Here is a 15,698-nt window from a genome sequence, read left to right on the forward strand (position 1 = left end):
TAGCGAAGTGCCCACGAAGTGTTTGGACATAGTGAAGAAACGGGTGCGAGCTGGACGTACCGGGCAGCGCGACGGCGCATGGGCGGAAGAGCGCCCATGTTGAGCCAGGAGGAGCGGTGAGTGGAACCCGTGCCGGGGGTAAAGGGGCGCGCGAAAAGCCCTGCCTGCTGAGCGGCGAGGCAGGGAGGCCTGGGCGTTCTGACAACCACTGCTGCGGGCTCAAGGGTTGTCTTCTTCTGACCTCACGGCCGCAGCGACTGAAGCATCGCGGTCCGCGTGGGCGCGGCAGCCACCATGCCGTCGAGCAGCGTGCGCGCCTCACCGGGTCCCTGCCCGCCGACGATGGCCATCACGGGGTGCCGACTCATCAACCACATCGCGACCGTGACGAGCGGCGCCAGTAGCTTGCTGAAGACCCCCACATTCGAAGGCGTCAACGGATGACCGAGCGAGCGAACGAGTGAGAACCCTTCGGCCATGCCGGACGCGATCTCGCGCGATTCCTTCCACGAGAGCCCAGACCCGCGATTGTGAACACGGTTCCCGACAATCATCAGCGGCACCACCAGGGCGGCGTGGGTGCGCAGCCAACTGTGCATATCGGCCTGCGTGTCCGTGGGGATGCCGGCCTTGGAGAATGTCTCGGCCCACGCGGGATCCGTGACGATGGTGATCTGCAGGGCGGCGAACGACCGGGGGACGACTTGAGCCTTGAGCCTCCCCTCCTTGAGCTCGGCGAGGATGGCTGGAAAACCAAAGACGAAACGGTTGGCCCCCACCACGTCGCGCAACCGGTCGAATGGCGCGAAGGTGTTGAACATGAACATCACCTGCTTCGCGGCGCTTTGTTGCAACGTGGGCAGCACCGCATCGACCTGGGATTCGAGAACGGTGACCAGCACCAGATCCCATGGGGTGGTGGTGTCGAGCGCGGCGCTCACTTCGACCGGTGCGCGTCGATCATCCGTGGTGACGATGGCGCGATCCTTCTCGAGCCGCGCGAGGCGTGCACCGCGCGCGACGACCGTCACGTCGTGCCCCGCTCGAGCGAGATGAAAAGCGAAAGTGCTGCCGATGGAGCCAGGACCCACGATGGCGATTTTCATGGGGCCGCCTATAACCAGGGCCTGCTCACCTCGCCATCCGGGTACGCAGGCAGAGGGTCGCTCCGGGACCCAGGCAGACGCGAGCACCTGGCCCGCGTCCGGAGTTCGCCCGCGAGAGGGCTACGGCGCGAGGATCTTCACCGACGACATCTGATCGTTGGCGTCTTGCGAGAGCAGCGGCGTACCCGCCATCCGCGTAGAAGATGGCCCCGGGAGCGCTCGATGTGCTCACGTTGTCGAACGCGGCTGCGCTGTCATGGGCCCGGACTCCCGTCGCCCTCGAGGCATACGTGGAGTCGATGGCCGTGAGGATGGGGGTCGTCGAGCGGGTGAGTCCGTGTCTGACGCATCAGCAGCGACTCGCATCGATATGCAGGGCTCGCCGGTACGTTCCAAGAGCATCCCGCTTCACCCACGTCAGGAGGAATGGATGCACGCCTCGCGCCCGCTGTCAGAGGAACCACCAGCCCAGGCCCTGCTGCCGGTGGTGCTTCTCGGCCTGTTGCTCCTGGGGCTGACTGGCTGTGCCACCACCGAAAGACAGCAGCTGCTCGAGCGCAGCGCCGCCTACGTCTCCTACCGGCTCCCCTCCGAGCAGATTCTGGAGGTAGCCCATGAGGTCCTCAAGGAACGGGGGTATCTCATCCTGCCGAGTACGGACCCCAACTATGTGCGTACCTCCTGGCTGACGAAGTTCGACGAGACCCTCGACGTCGGGGCAGTCCGGGAGCGGCACTTCGTCATGGGGAAGCAGCTCGACAACGGTCGCTTCGTACTGACCGCGTACCGTCTCTCCTACACCACCATCGGCCGGACCTCGCCCCACCCAAGCTCCCCCAAGGCGAATGAAACAACGGGCGTACAGGCGATGATCAAGGGCGACCCGCTCTCTTATGCCCGTCCGGTGCTCGTCCGGGACCTGGAACTGGAATGGGAGATCCTCTCCCGGGTTTCCCCCTCCGTCGCCCACGAGCTGGAATCCCAGGTGGACCAGTACCTCGCCGAGGAACATCACGACTCTTCGAAGGCCGGTGCGACGTCGAGCGCCCAGCAGTAGAAGCTCAGTTCGTCGACGTCTTGTTCGACGAGCGCCGTCAGCGTGGTGCCGCCGCCGTGTCCCGAGTCCCGGAGCGGCAGCAGGAAATAGGGTCCGCCTTGCGTGGCTTCAGCCTGGAGCCTGGCGACCATCTTGAGCGGATCGTGCGGCGGCGCGGTCCGGTCGTTCAACGCCGACACGAAGGTCAGCATGGGGTAACGGCGATCGGCGCAGACGTTGTGATAGGGCGAATATCCGGCGAGATACGCACCCTCGACGGGATCTTCGGGTGAGCCGTATTCGACGGTCGCCGAGCTCAGATAGCCGAACTTCGGAAAGCGCAGCATGTCGAGGGTGGGCACGCGGCAGTACACGGCTCCGAAGGCCTCGGGCGCTTGCATGGCGGTGACAGCGACGAGCAGACCACCGTTGCTGTTGCCACGCGAGGCGAGCCTGGAGGGCATCGTGTAGCCCTCCGAGACGAGCCAACGCGCCGCCGCGATGTAGTCGTCAAAGGCATTCTGCCGCCGCGTCTTGCATGCCGCCTCGTGCCAGGCGCGGCCGTATTCGCCGCCGCCTCGCACGTTGGCGAAGGCGAGCACGCCGCCCAGCTTCAGCCAGGCCGCATGGAGCGCCGTGAAGCGTGGCTCCACCGAGACATTGAAGCCACCGTAGCCGCTCAGACGCACGGGCTGGCGCCCGTCGCGAGGCAGGTCTTTCCGGTGGATGATGAACATCGACACCCGCGTACCATCGAGCGACTCGTACCAGACCTGGTCCGTCACATACTCGGACGCGTCGAGCCCGACGTCGGGTACGTGGTACGGCGACAAGCGATCCGCCGCGTAGTCATACCGATAGACCGAGGGCGCCTGCACGTACGACATGAAGCTCACCCACACCTCGCCGCCGCTCCAGGTGCCGCTGATGCCGCTGACGATGCCTTCACCCTCGTTGCGATTCACCGAGCCGAGGGCTGGCAGCACGAGGTCGCGGAGGTAGGTGCCGTCCTCGGCGTGGATGCGCACGCGATGCGACGCCGCGTGCGAGTAGACGGCATAGAGCCGGCCGCCGACGCCAGCGACCGTCTGCAACGTGTCCGAGCTCTCGGGGATGAGCGTCCGCCACTCGGTCGGCGCCGTCAGCGGCGCGACGCAGAGACGGCCGCGTGGAGCGTCGAGGTCGGTATGGATGAGCAGCGAATCGCCGATCACCTGCACCTGGTTGAGGGACCGCATGGCGGGAGCCACCGGCACGAGCGCGTCATCGGCGAGGCGCAGGAGATAGACGACGTTGGCGTGCACATAATCCCATTTGTAGAGCACGGCGAAGCGGCGGCACTCGCTGAGCTTCACGGAGCACCAGTACTCTTTCGCCTGGTCGTCGCCGAAGATCCGGCGGGCCGGCGTGCCCGATCCGAGCCGGTGCTCGTAAATGGCGTTCCAGTGCGCCTCGTCGCCCGCGGGTACCTCGCCCGGTTCGGGACACGCCGCATAGAAAAACCCTGACGCGTCGGGCCGCCAGGCCACCGACGAATGGCTCGTACCGCGGGGCCGGTCGGGAAGCAGCCGCCCTGTCTCGACGTCGACCACGTGGATGAGCGCGCCGTGGGTCCCTCCAACGGCCTTCCCGAACGCGACCAGCGCACCGTCGGGTGACGGCACGGCGAAAACCAGTGCCTCGCCGCTCGCCCACGTGTTGGGGTCGAGCACCGTCTCGAGCGGCGCGCCCTTGCCACGCCGGAGCATGAACTTGAGCTTGTCGTCGCTGGCGTCCGCCGACCAGAGAAACTCGCGTCCGTGCGGCCCGGCGGGAATCGGCGGCGAGAGCCGCGCATAGCGCGCCGAGCGGGTGACCGCAGACCGCAGCCCATCGCGTCCTGGCACCGCGCGCAGCACCGAGTGCGTAACGGCTTCCTGCGCCGCGATCCACGCCTGGGTCTCCGCGGCGTCGAGCCGCTCCAGCCATGCGTAAGGATCGTCAAACCGCCTGCCGTGCACCGTGTAGCCGCTCTCCGGATCGCGCGGCGCCGTGGGAAAATCCAGGGCCCGGTTCAGGTCTTTCATCAGGAGATCCTCTGCCAGCACACCGAAGAAGCCCAGCACGTTCATCCCATCCGCGGGGGACGTGCGCTTCTCTCCCCAATGGCTCGCGGACGCGGCAGACCCGCTCGAGAGTTCGTCTCCCGTCCATGCTCGTGGACTGCGGGCTGGAGATGAGACGGCCAGGGGGAAGCAACCCCCCGCGATTCCGCTCCTCCCTCGCGGCACCCGGCTTGCTGCCTCGCCCGGGCCATGCACTTCGAATTCGAGCACATGGGCATCACCTCCCCCTTCGAGCTACCCGAGGGCATTCACCTGCTGGGCGGAAGCGCCGAGGACCAGGTGCGGCTGGAGGGGCTCCCCCCGGGCCTGTTGACGCTGCGCATCGAGAGCCAACGGCTGATGGTGGAGGCCACCCGCACCTTCACGGTGGGAGGGGTGCTGGTCCCGCCGGGAGTCCCGCGCCTCGTGCTGCCCGGCGAGGTGCTGGGACTGCCCGAGGGCATGAGCCTGAAGGTGCTGGACCCCAGCGGAGACAGCGAGCGGCAGGTGGGCACCGTGGCCGTGCTCAAGCACCTCCTCATGGACACGGAGGAGCCACCTCCTTCGAGGGCCGCCACGCTGCTCTGCCTCACCGGAGCGGATGTGGGCCGGAGCTTCGCCCTCGCCGAGGCGAGCACCGACATCGGCCGGAACCACGAGGTGTCCGTGCGCCTGCGGGACCTCGCCGTGTCGCGCCGCCACGCGCGCATCCGCTACCAGGAGGGCACCTTCCTCCTGGAGGACCTGAACAGCCCCAATGGCGTCTACCTCAACGGCCAGCGCGTCGAGAGGCCCTCGCCCATCCATGAGGGCGACGTCATCGAGTTGGGCCGGACGCTGCTGCGCTTCCAGGCCCCCATGGCGGAACCCCCTCCTCCCCAGCAGGAGAACCCCACCCCTCCGCTCGAGCCCGAGCCCGGCTCCGTTCAGGCCGAAGCGCCCGCCGAAAACGAAACACCCGCGGCCCCCTCCGGCGAGGACATGCCGGAGCGCCCGCGGGTGCGCTGGGAATGGTGGCTCATCGGCATCGGGGCGACGCTGGCCCTGGTGGGGCTGCTCGCCACCTATGCCCTGGCGGCCTGAGCCTCAGGCGCGCAGCGGCGTGAGGCCGGAGCGCTCGATGAGGAGCCGCGCCAGGTGGCGGTGATGCGCGAAGAGGCTGGTGAAGTGCACGAGGCCCCGGCTGCCGCGCACCGCGTACACCGTCACCGGCCCGGGCAGCACATCCACCTTGCGAATGTCCGCGAAGTTGAAGCGCCGCGTGCGCACCAGACCCCGGTACGTCATGCCTCCCGCGTCCACGACGATCCGTGTGCGGCCGTAGTACGTCACCGACACTCCGAAGAAGAGGACGAAGAAGAGCGCCGACAGGAACGTCTGGATCGGTACCCCGTCGAAGCGCAGGAGGTACACCAGAACGCCCAGCCAGAGCAGTGTCGCGCCACCCATGATGGCCGCGAGCACCGCGTGTGGGCGGAACACCTGCTTGCCAGCCTGCGGATCGCCCCGGGTCATATCCGAGAAGCTAAGGCGGGGGGCTGACATGCGCCACCGGCTCCCTCGCTTTCCAGGCAAGGGAGTCCACGGGGCGACTTCCAGGGAACTCCGACTGTCCGGAGCTTCTCAGCTCCGCACAGCTCAGCTGCGGAAGGGGTTCTGCAGCAGCACCGTCTCGCCGCGATCCGCGCCCACGGAGATGCAGACGACGGGCACGCCGCCGATCTCCTCCACGCGGCGCACGTAGCGCTTGGCGTTCTCCGGCAGCTCGTCAAAGGTGCGCACCCCGGCGAGCTTGTCGTCCCAGCCCGGCAGCGTCTCGTAGATGGGCTTGACGCGCGCCAGGTCCTCGTAGTCCCCGGGCAGCTCGGTGATGCGCTTGCCGTCCAGCTCGTAGGCGTTGCAGATCTGCAGCGTCTTCAGGCCGGAGAGCACGTCCAGCTTCGTGAGCGACAGGCCCCACAGGCCGTTGACGCGCACCGCGTAGCGCAGCACCACGCCATCCAGCCAGCCGCAGCGGCGCGGACGGCCCGTGGTGGCGCCGAACTCGTCACCCACCTTGCGCAGCCGATCGCCCGTCTCGTCCGTCAGCTCCGTGGGGAACGGGCCACCGCCCACGCGCGTGGTGTAGGCCTTGCTGATGCCCATCACCTTGTCGATGGCCGTCGGGCCCAGGCCCGAGCCCACCGCCGCGTTGCCCGCCACGCAGTTGGAGCTGGTGACGAACGGGTAGGTGCCATGGTCCACGTCCAGCAGCGTGCCCTGGGCGCCCTCGAAGAGGATTCGCGCGCCGCGCTGCACCTGGCCCGCGAGGTAGAGCGACACGTCGCTCACGTAGGGCCGCAGCCGCTCGCCCAGCGCGGAGAACTCCTCCTGGTACTTCTGCGCGTCCAGCTCGGGCAGCGGCTCGTTGGCCGCGCGGCACAGCTCGCGCAGCTCGTCGCGCACTCCCGGGAGCCGCTCGTCGATGCGCTTGCGCAGCCGCTCGGGGTGGAGCAGATCCCTCACGCGGATGCCCCGGCGCGCCACCTTGTCCTCGTAGGCCGGACCGATGCCGCGCCCCGTGGTGCCGATGGCGCTCACGCCCCGCGCCTTCTCCCGGTACGTGTCCAGCAGCTTGTGCCACGGGAAGATGACGTGGGCGTTGTCCGAGATGAGGAAGTGCGAGTCGTCCTTCAGGAAGCCGCGCTCCTTGAGGGCGTCGATCTCCTTCACCAGCACCGCGGGGTCCAACACCACCCCGTTGCCGATGACACAGGTCTTCCCCTGATGGAGGATGCCCGACGGAATCAGGTGCAGCACCGTCTTCTGGCCCGCGACGACCAGGGTGTGGCCGGCGTTGTTACCCCCCTGGAAGCGCACGACCACCTGGGCGTGCTCGGTGAGCAGGTCCACGACCTTGCCCTTCCCCTCATCTCCCCACTGCGCTCCGACGACGACGACGTTCGGCATAGTTGGGGCCCGCTTAGCATGCTTCCCCACGGGCCGTCACCGGCCTGAAATGGGAAGTGCGACCCTTCCCGCCCCAGGCTGGTGCTCGAGCCACCAGGCGACTCAGGAAGGGCTGGCAGCCAACCAAGGCCCGGGGTCAGAATCGAGTCACGCAGGAGCGGGTGGCCCTCGTTTCCGCCAGTGCCCGCCCCTCGCACGGAGAGCCCTCCCATGTCCCGCAACGTGCTGGCCGATGCCGTTTCCTTCTACGACGAGTTGCTCCAGGGCGAGGTCCTGCAACGGACGCATGAGACGCTCCTGCGGCTCTCCGAGGAGCGCAACCTGTATTACGCCCCCGAACACCCGCTGTACCGGGTGCTGCGCCCCCGCTTCATCACCCCGGAGCAGCAGGCGGACATCCAGCGCGCCTCCGTGGCCGTGAGCCGGGCGCTCGACGTGGTGTACCGGCGCGCCTGCAAGGACGAGTCATTCCGCCGCGAGTTGCGCCTCCAGGAGTGGGAGGAGTTCCTGATGCCCGTGGACGCGGACACTCCGCAGCCGAATGTCGTCGGGCGCTTGGACGGCTTCGTCGGTCCGGACGGAGTCATCCGCTTCATTGAGTATAACGTCGACCCGGGCGGCCCCATCCACATGAGCAACATGAGCGATGCCTTCGCCGCCACTCCAGCGCTGGAGGCCTTCGCGCGCCGGTATGACATCTCCCGTCCGAAACCCGCGCCCAACCTCATCCAGGTCTTGAAGGCCCAACACCAGCGCCTGGGCCGCGACGGCGTGCCGCAGCTCGCCTTCTTCGGGCCCCCCAGCGAGGACGACTCCATCGAGGAGGGGCTGTACCGCGACTACATCCACGCTCAGGGTCTCCCCATCCGGATCGTCACCTCCGAGGACGCGTGGACACTCCGGGATGGCCGGCTCTTCGTGGACGACTTCCGGGTGGACGTCGTCACCTTCATCTCGGTGGGCGGGTTCGGCGGGCTCATCGTGGGCTGCGGCCCCGAACACCCGGTCATGCAGGCGCTCTCCTCGGGCGCGGCGTACTTCATGAACGGGCTGTTCCGCAGCTGCGTCCTGCGCAGCAAGGTGCTGTTCGCCATGCTCAGCGACCTGGCGCACTCGGACATGTTCGAGCCGGACATCCGCTCGGCGCTCGTCCGCCACATCCCCTGGACCCGCGTCGTGCGGGAGGGCAAGACCCGGCATGGCGATCGGGAAGTCGATCTGCTCCCCTTCATCGCCGAGCACCGCGAGCAGCTGGTCCTCAAGCCGGCGAGCGAGTTCGGCGGCACCGGGGTGACGCTGGGCTGGCAGACCGACGCCGAGACGTGGAACGCCACCCTGAAGCAGGCCCGGGAGGAGACCTGGGTCGTCCAGGCGCGCGTCCATACGACGAAGGAGAAATACCCCGTCTACGACGGAGGGCGGATCCGCTACGAGGAGCTCTACTCGGACCTGAACCCGTTCGTGTGGAACGAAGAGTGGCAGGAGGGCTACTTCGTCCGCCTCTCAGCCGGCTCCATCGTGAACCTGGCGCAGGGCGGCACCATGACGCCGCTCGTGGTGGTCAAGGAGCGCTGACGCCCGGCGGACACGGGCATGCCACGAGCCGTCCTAGTGACGGGTCTCGGGGTGACACTGGCCCGCGTAGCCGCAGGCCATCGCCTGACACACCGAGGGCTCCCTGCCAGCCCAACGGCCGCGAACGTCCGACTCCACCAGCGCCCGCGCCGCATCCCTCAGCCGCTCGGCGATGGCCGCCATGTCCACGGCGGGCGCGGGGAACTCCGGCTCCGGTACGTCCTCTCCCAGGAAGGCCACGCCCACCTGCACGGGGACGTCCTCGCGCACCAGCCCCCGCGAGGCCAGCAGCACGGCCGCCAGTGAGTCGGCATGCGCCTCCGCCCCTCGCGGAGAGCGTCTGCCCGGCTTGAAGACCACCACCCGCGCCTCGCCCGCTGGCGTCTCCCAGAGGAGGTCCACCTCGCCCTCGAGGGCCGCCGACGCGTCCCCCGGCAATGTCAGCACGAAGGGCAACGCGCGGTGCACCCTCGGCGCGGGAGCCGAGGCCAACTGGCGGGCGAACGCGGTGCCCAGGAAGCGTTCCACGGCTGCGACTGTCTCCTCCACTCCGTCCTCCGCCATGTCCCAACCCACCTCGCGCACGAGCGCCTCCAGGCGGGCGCGACGCTCGGTGGCGGGAGTCCCGGCGAGGCGGAAGTCCACCACCCGCAGGAGGGCCAGTATCCGGGTCGAAACGCTCGGAGCCGATGCGCTCCAGGCGTCTCGCTCGATGTACGGCGAGGACTCGCGCGGCGGCGTCTCCCAGGGCGCTCCTTCCGCTCGCAGCCCGAGCTGGTGCACGTAATGGTAGCGCCTCGGGCACACGAGGAAGTCCTGCACGGCCTCGGTTCCCACCGACACCATCTCGGGCGCGGCCAGCGCCGAGCCCTCGTGCACCCGTTGCAGCGCCGCCTCGACGCGGGCCTCCTGCTCGGACGGATCCACCTCCTCCAACTCGTCCGCCTCCGGGGGCGCGGGCAACGTCTCCACGTCCAGGTCCTCGACGAGCCCGCGCAGCCGCGCGTCCTCCTGCAACCGCTCGTCGAGCAGGCACCACCACGAGTCGGATGCGCCGCGCTCCTCACCTCCGGAGAGGATGAGCCTGTCCCTGGCGCGAGTGAGCGCGACGTACAGCAGGCGCCGGTACTCGGCGGTCTCGCGCCGCTTCAGCTCGTCCTTCACCTCGTCGAAACGCGGGGAACGGTACTTGTCCAGGCTGTCCGGCAACCACGGCCGCAAGCAGAGTCCGTGGCCACGCTCGAAGAGGGCCCGCCCGCTGCTGAAGCGCCGCAAGCCTCCGAGCGAGGGCACCATCACTACCGGCCACTCCAGGCCCTTGGCCCGGTGGATGGTGAGCAGTTGCACCGCGCGAGGGTCTCCCGCCTCGAGCAGGTCCGCCTGCGCCTCGGTGGGCTCCTCGTTGGCCAGCCGCTGCAGCTCACGGGCGAACGTGACACAGCCGCCCGTGCCGCGCTCGTCGCGCCGGCCCGCCAGAGCGAGCAGCTTCTCCACGTTGGCGCTCGCCTGCTCCGCGTACGGAGTGCCCGCCAGCGCCTCGCGGTAGCCCGTCACGTCCAGCGCCGCCTGCAGGAGGGCACGCACCCCGAGCCTGTCCCGCTCGCGCCGCAGCGAAGGCAGCGCCACAAGGAAGCGCTCCAGCCGCGCCCGCTCCCCCTCGGGCAGCTTCTCCAGGGCGGAGGAGCCCGCGCGCTCCACGGCGGGCAGGGTCAGGCCCTCGGGCCCGGCCAGGCGGAAGAGTGACGCATCCGACAGCCCTACCAACGGAGAGCGCAGCACCGCCGCGAAGGCGAGCGAGTCCTCGGGGTCCGCCAGCAACGACAGCAGCGAGGCCAGGTCCAGCACCTCCTGCGCGCCATAGAAGCCGCGGCCACGGAGCACCCGGTGGGGAATCCCGTGACGGATGAGCGCCTGCCGGTACACCTCCAGGTGCGTGAAGGTACGGAAGAGCATGGCCACGTCCCCGCCACGCACGGGGCGCAATTCCTCGCTCTCGTTGCTCACCGCCACGAGGGGCTCCGCCCCTGGGGCCAGCATCACCTTCAGCCGCTTCGCCACCGACTCCGCGTCCGCCGCGCGCAGCTCCCCCGTGGAGAGCTCCTCGTCGTCCAGTTGGAGCCGCTCCACCACCGGGGCGGGTACCGGAGCCGGACGCACCGGCATCAGGTCATCCCCCTGCGGCTCATAGACGACTTCGTACGGACGCGCTCCGCCCTCGCCCGCCACCAGCACCCCCGCGAAGGCCTGGTTGAAGAAGTCGAGCAGCGGCGGCACCGAGCGCCGGTTGTGCTTGAGATAATCGCGGACACCGCCCTCGGCTTCGATCTTCTTCGCCAGCACCTCGAAGACGGAGACGTCCGCGCCGCGGAACTCGTAGATGGACTGCTTGCGGTCACCCACCGCGCACAGGAAGGCGGGCTCCAGCGGGAGCGCGGCCACCAGGTCCTCGTCCGGGCGCAGCGGGCGCGGGCCTTCCTCTCGCTTCTCGGCCAGCAGCAGCACCAGCTCGAGCTGCAAGCGGTTGGTGTCCTGGAACTCGTCCACCAGCAGCGCCCCCAGGCGCTCCTGCACCTGACGGCGGAAGTCCGGTAGGTCTCTCAGCAGATCGCGCGTCTTCACCAGCAGCGCGGTGAAGTCCAGTGCGTTGCGCCGGACGAACTCCTCCTCGTGGCGCGTCTCCACCTGCGTGAGCAGAGAGCGGAACGCGGCCTCGAAGGGCGCGGTGCGCCACCCGGCATACGCGTCCTCCAGCCGCATCACCGAGCCGTCGCTCTTCCCGAAGATGCTCCAGTACAACTCCTTCATCGAGTTGCCCGGCTCCTTCTTCAGCCGGCGCACGTCCCGCCCGTCATCGAGGAAGGCCGCCTTGAGCGCTGGCAACCGCTCGGGCTCGAAGCAGTTCTCCGGCGTGAGGCCGTCCAGCGCACGCTCGAGCGCCTCGCGCAGGGTGCGCCACTCGCCCTTGGCATCCAGCTCGGCCACGGTGGCGCACAGCTCACGGCACCGCTCGACGAGCGCCTCCAGTCCGCCACGCGCCTCGTCCGCGTTGGAGATGCGGGCATCCGCCGCGCGCAGTCCTTCCTCGCGCAGCTTGCCGTAGATGGCGGCCAGCGAGGACACCAGGCCCTCGGTGAAGTCCGAGCCCGAGAAGGTCAGCTCCTGGCACAGCTCGCGCACATTGGCGTCACCGGCCTCGAGCGCATCCAGCACCACGCGCTCGCACACGTCCACCACGAGCGTGCGGGCTTCCAGCTCGTCGAGCACCTCGAAGGACGAGTCCACGCCCGAGCCCGGCGGCGCGCGGCGCAGCAACTGGCCGCACATCGAGTGGAAGGTGCCCACCGAGGCCGAGCCCAATTCCTCGCGCAGGGACCTCCACGTGTCCTGCGAGGGGAAGGGACGGCCCAGCCGTTCGAGCGAGGCCCGCAGGTCCTTCTCCTCGGCCTTCGGCCCATCGTGGACGAGCGTATCCAGGCGCGCCCGGACACGCGCGCGCATCTCCGCGGCGGCCTTGTCGGTGAACGTCACCATGCACAGCCGCGAGGGACGCAGGGGCTTGGCGCCCTCGCGCGCACCGACCAGCAGGTGCAGCGTCATCGTCACCAGGCTGTACGTCTTGCCCGCGCCGGCACCCGCCATCAGGGCGAGGTTCTTCTCCAACGCCAGGGGAGAGGCCTCACTCATGAGCACCCTCCTCTTCCACGAGCCGCCGCTCGGTGATGCGGCACACAGCGCGGTAGCCACAGCTCCCGCAGTCCTTCGGTCTCACGGCGAACTGCCCCGCCCTCACGGTGCGCACCAGCGACTCCACCGCGTTGGCCAGATTGGGCTTCGCCTCCGCCGCCATCCGCGCCCGCACCTCCGGCTCGGTGGACAGCAGTTCCTCCAGCTCGACCGCGTCCTTCTCCAGCACCTGCGAGAGGTAGATGACCTCTCCCGTCCGCAGCGAGAACCACGCGGCCTGGCTCGTGTTGCGATGGCCGCTCGCCCGCGCCGCGTACAGGTACAGCGGGAGCTGGAAGTCCGAGTCCAGCAGCTTCTTCTTCAGCTCCGACTTCGACAGCTTGCCGGACTTGTAGTCGATGACGCCCACCTCTCCACCCGCCATGTCCAGCCGGTCGATGGTGCCCTCGAAGTGGATGACCTCCTCGCCCACCTGGAGCGTCACCTCGTTCCACCCCTCCGCCGGATTGCGAGGCCCGAAGCGCAGCTCGAAGCCCGCGGGCTCGAAGCGATCGAAGGGCAGGCCCCGCCGCTCGTCCATGAGGATGCGGCGCACCATGTTCTTCGCCCGCTCGCGCGCCAGGCGCCACAGCGCCGGGTGGCCCACGTAGTGCCGCTGCTCGAAGTGCGCCCGCACCTCGTCGAGCACCGCATCCAACAGTTCCTCCGGAAGCTCGTCGAGGCCCCGGCCCAGCAGCTTGCGCTCCTTGAGCCGCTTGAAGAACTCCTCCAGCACTCGGTGCCAGAAGATGCCTTGTCCCCGGCGATCGAAATCCTCTCCCGGCTGCTCCGGCTCGGGCACCTTCAGCCCGTAGGACACGAACCCCTGGAAGCCGCAGTTGCCGAAGCGGGCGAGCGCCGAGGCCGACAGCGGACGCTCGGCATCGAAGCGGAACGCCTCCCGGATCGCCTCGCTCAGGGCCGGATCGTCCACCGCGCCCGTGTAGCGCCCGGCTCCCTTGCGCGTGTCGCCGAAGAAGTGCAGGCGTTCAATCTCCACGTGCACCATCTCCCTCGCCGAGGCGAGCCACGGTGCGCTCTCGAAGCGATGCCGGAGCACGTTCCGGGCGGGATCCGGCGCGGAGACGCGCAGCCGCTCGAGCGCGAGCGACTCCAGCACCACCCGCTGGCGCAGCTCCGCCTCCGTGAGCACCTCGTCGAGCGGCGCGATGGCCGGCAGTGAGCGCGCCGCCCACGTGGCTCCCGTCAGCCGCCGCACCTCCTCCAGGAAGGCCGAGGGCGCCTGCTCCTGCCCCCCCGGTCCCTCCACCGAGAAAGACAGACTCACCGTCTCCTCGGCCGAGGCCAGGACGCTGGCGAACAGGAGCCTGTCCTCGGTGAGGCGCCACGGCGCGCGGTCCTCGAACTCGCCGCCCGTGAGGCGGAAGACGTCCCGGCCCAGGTGCTTGTTGAGGGAGATGCGCTCGGCGTCCCCCAGCAACGGGTTGGGCTCCTCGCGGCCCGGGAAGCGGCCCTCAGCCAGGCCCCCGATGAAGACATGCGCGAAGGTGCGGCCCTCCAGCTCGTGCACGTCCAGTACCTCCACGGCGCCCGTCACGGGCCCGCGCGGAGGCAGGTGCACATCCCGCATCGCGTCCTGCAGCCAGCGGCCGAAGGTGCGCCGCCGCAACCGGGGCCCACCGCCCACCGCCGCGAGCGTCCGCTCCAGCTCCCGCACCCGCGCCGCGAGCGCCACCCGTGCCGCATCGTCCCGAGCCCGCGCATCCAGCCCGAGTGCCCCGAGCCCCTCATCCGCGGGCGCATCCCACGCGCCCTCCGAGTCCATCAACCCCAGCCGCCGCACCACCTGCCACCACGCCGCGAGCAGCTCCGAGGCCCGCCCCTGCTCCGGAATGCGGCGGCAGGACTCGAGCAGGAAGAGACACCGCTCGCGCAGCACCCGGGCCTCGTGCGCGCGCCGCTGCTCCTTCGGACGCACCTGGTCCGGCAGGGGCTCCAGCCGCTTCGCCAGGGACTCCAGGCGCAGGTCATACGCGCCCTTCCCTCTCGCCGCGCCCAGCCGGTCATCCCGGACAGCCGCGAGCGAGAGAAGCGTCGCCGGAGCCTCGGGAGCACCCCGGGAGAGCGTGGGCGCATAGCGGCTGGAGACCAGCTCCGCCACGCGCTCGGCGGGGAAGCCATCCTCCACCAACAGGGGCAGGTCCAACGCCAGACGCACCGGACCGGCCAGCGCGAGCGGCTCGCCCCAGGGCAGACGCACGGGGACACCCAGCTCGCCGAGCGCATCCGCCAACCAACGGGCCTCGGGCCCCAGGTCGCGCCACGCCACGGCGATGCTCCCGGGAGCAACCCCGTCCGACACCAGCCGGCGCACGTCCCGGGCGATGAGCCGGGCCTCGTCGCGGGCCGCCCCGGCGCTCCACATCCGCAGGCCCTCCACCGCGCCACTCAGCACGTCCTTCTGCGCCCGGGGCGAGAAGAGGTGCCGGCCGAGCTCCACCATCGGGCGGGACTCGAAAGTAACGTCGGCCTTGAAGAGGTCCACGTGGGGCAGCGCCTCGCCGCGGTTCTCGAAGGCACGGAAGAGGGCCGCCAGGGCCGCGTCCGCGACCGGCGAACCACCCACCGGAGTCTCCACGCGCAGGCTCACCCGGCGCGCGTCGCAGGCGGCCGCCAGCGCCAGCAACAGCTCCAGCCCCGAGGGCCGCACATCGTAGATGCCGTGCAGCACGAGCGTGCCCACGTCCTCCCAGGCCGCGGGCCAGGCGTTGCGCTCCAGCGCCTCGCGAGCTCCGCGTACCACGTCCTCGCGATCCGCCAGCCCCAGCTCGGCCATCTTCTGCTCGTAGGCGTGGTGCAGGAGGGCCAGCGTCCGGACGCGGTTGCGCCGCTCGGGAGGGAGCACCTCCAGCGCATCCTGGAGCTCGCGCGGCGAGAGCCGGCCGGCCTTGAGGTCCAACAGCACCTCGAGCGCGGCGCGGGCGAAGGCGGGCTCCTGGACGAAGTCGCCGAAGGGCGTGGCGCCCAGTCCCTGCGCGAGCGAGCCCACCACGGTGCGCGCCACCAGAGGCGGGCACGGGCGCCGGCCCAGCTCGCGCGCTCCGCCGAGTGCCTCCAGGAAGCCGTCCCAGGTGAGGAAGGCGTCTCCGCGCACGACTCCGGCCGCGCTCCGAGCCGCGCGCAAGGCGGCTTGACGGCGACCGGGATCGGGGAAGACCTGGAGGGTACGGCGGGGAGAGGACATACGAAGCGGCGGAGTGTAGA

Annotated in this window: 9 protein-coding genes; 3 read left to right on the top strand and 6 right to left on the bottom strand. The window is 69.7% G+C overall.

Annotated elements, in window-relative coordinates; genetic code table 11:
• Positions 1 to 242: 242 nt before the first annotated feature.
• Complete coding sequence (locus DAT35_RS44440; RefSeq protein ID WP_108075395.1) at positions 243 to 1,106, bottom strand: ketopantoate reductase family protein; 864 nt, start codon at positions 1,104 to 1,106, stop codon at positions 243 to 245.
• Positions 1,107 to 1,536: 430 nt separating this feature from the next.
• On the opposite strand from DAT35_RS44440, the gene DAT35_RS44450 reads away from it, so the two are divergent.
• Complete coding sequence (locus DAT35_RS44450) at positions 1,537 to 2,163, top strand: hypothetical protein (protein WP_108075396.1); 627 nt, start codon at positions 1,537 to 1,539, stop codon at positions 2,161 to 2,163.
• Here the strand turns inward: DAT35_RS44450 and DAT35_RS44455 are convergent.
• On the bottom strand, positions 2,118 to 4,253 hold the full coding sequence (locus DAT35_RS44455) for a prolyl oligopeptidase family protein (protein WP_233262071.1): 2,136 nt from the start codon (positions 4,251 to 4,253) through the stop codon (positions 2,118 to 2,120). The genes DAT35_RS44450 and DAT35_RS44455 overlap by 46 nt on opposite strands.
• Before the next feature lie 204 nt (positions 4,254 to 4,457).
• Here DAT35_RS44455 and DAT35_RS44460 point away from each other — a divergent pair, with 204 nt between their 5' ends.
• Entirely contained in the window at positions 4,458 to 5,309 is an 852-nt protein-coding gene (locus tag DAT35_RS44460; protein WP_233262072.1) for an FHA domain-containing protein, read from the top strand.
• A gap of 3 nt (positions 5,310 to 5,312) precedes the next feature.
• Here the strand turns inward: DAT35_RS44460 and DAT35_RS44465 are convergent, their stop codons facing one another.
• Positions 5,313 to 5,675: a PH domain-containing protein gene (locus DAT35_RS44465; protein WP_369946337.1), complete on the bottom strand. Its 363-nt coding sequence runs from the start codon at positions 5,673 to 5,675 to the stop codon at positions 5,313 to 5,315.
• 189 nt (positions 5,676 to 5,864) lie between these two features.
• Entirely contained in the window at positions 5,865 to 7,175 is a 1,311-nt protein-coding gene (locus tag DAT35_RS44470; RefSeq protein ID WP_108075399.1) for an adenylosuccinate synthase, read from the bottom strand.
• A gap of 210 nt (positions 7,176 to 7,385) precedes the next feature.
• Between DAT35_RS44470 and DAT35_RS44475 the strand changes: the two genes are divergently transcribed.
• Positions 7,386 to 8,750, top strand: coding sequence for a hypothetical protein (locus DAT35_RS44475; RefSeq protein ID WP_108075400.1), 1,365 nt, complete (start codon positions 7,386 to 7,388; stop codon positions 8,748 to 8,750).
• A gap of 33 nt (positions 8,751 to 8,783) precedes the next feature.
• Here DAT35_RS44475 and DAT35_RS44480 read toward each other — a convergent pair whose 3' ends face one another.
• Both DAT35_RS44480 and DAT35_RS44485 read right to left on the bottom strand, forming a co-directional pair.
• Entirely contained in the window at positions 8,784 to 12,434 is a 3,651-nt protein-coding gene (locus tag DAT35_RS44480) for a UvrD-helicase domain-containing protein (protein WP_108075401.1), read from the bottom strand.
• Positions 12,427 to 15,678 carry a PD-(D/E)XK nuclease family protein gene (locus tag DAT35_RS44485; RefSeq protein ID WP_108075402.1) on the bottom strand — a complete coding sequence of 1,084 codons (3,252 nt, stop codon included), beginning with the start codon at positions 15,676 to 15,678 and terminating at the stop codon, positions 12,427 to 12,429. Before DAT35_RS44485 ends, DAT35_RS44480 begins: the two co-directional genes overlap by 8 nt.
• Between the last annotated feature and the right edge of the window lie 20 nt (positions 15,679 to 15,698).

Origin of the sequence: Vitiosangium sp. GDMCC 1.1324 (assembly GCF_003044305.1) — a bacterium.
In the GTDB taxonomy this organism is placed as follows: Bacteria; Myxococcota; Myxococcia; order Myxococcales; family Myxococcaceae; genus Archangium.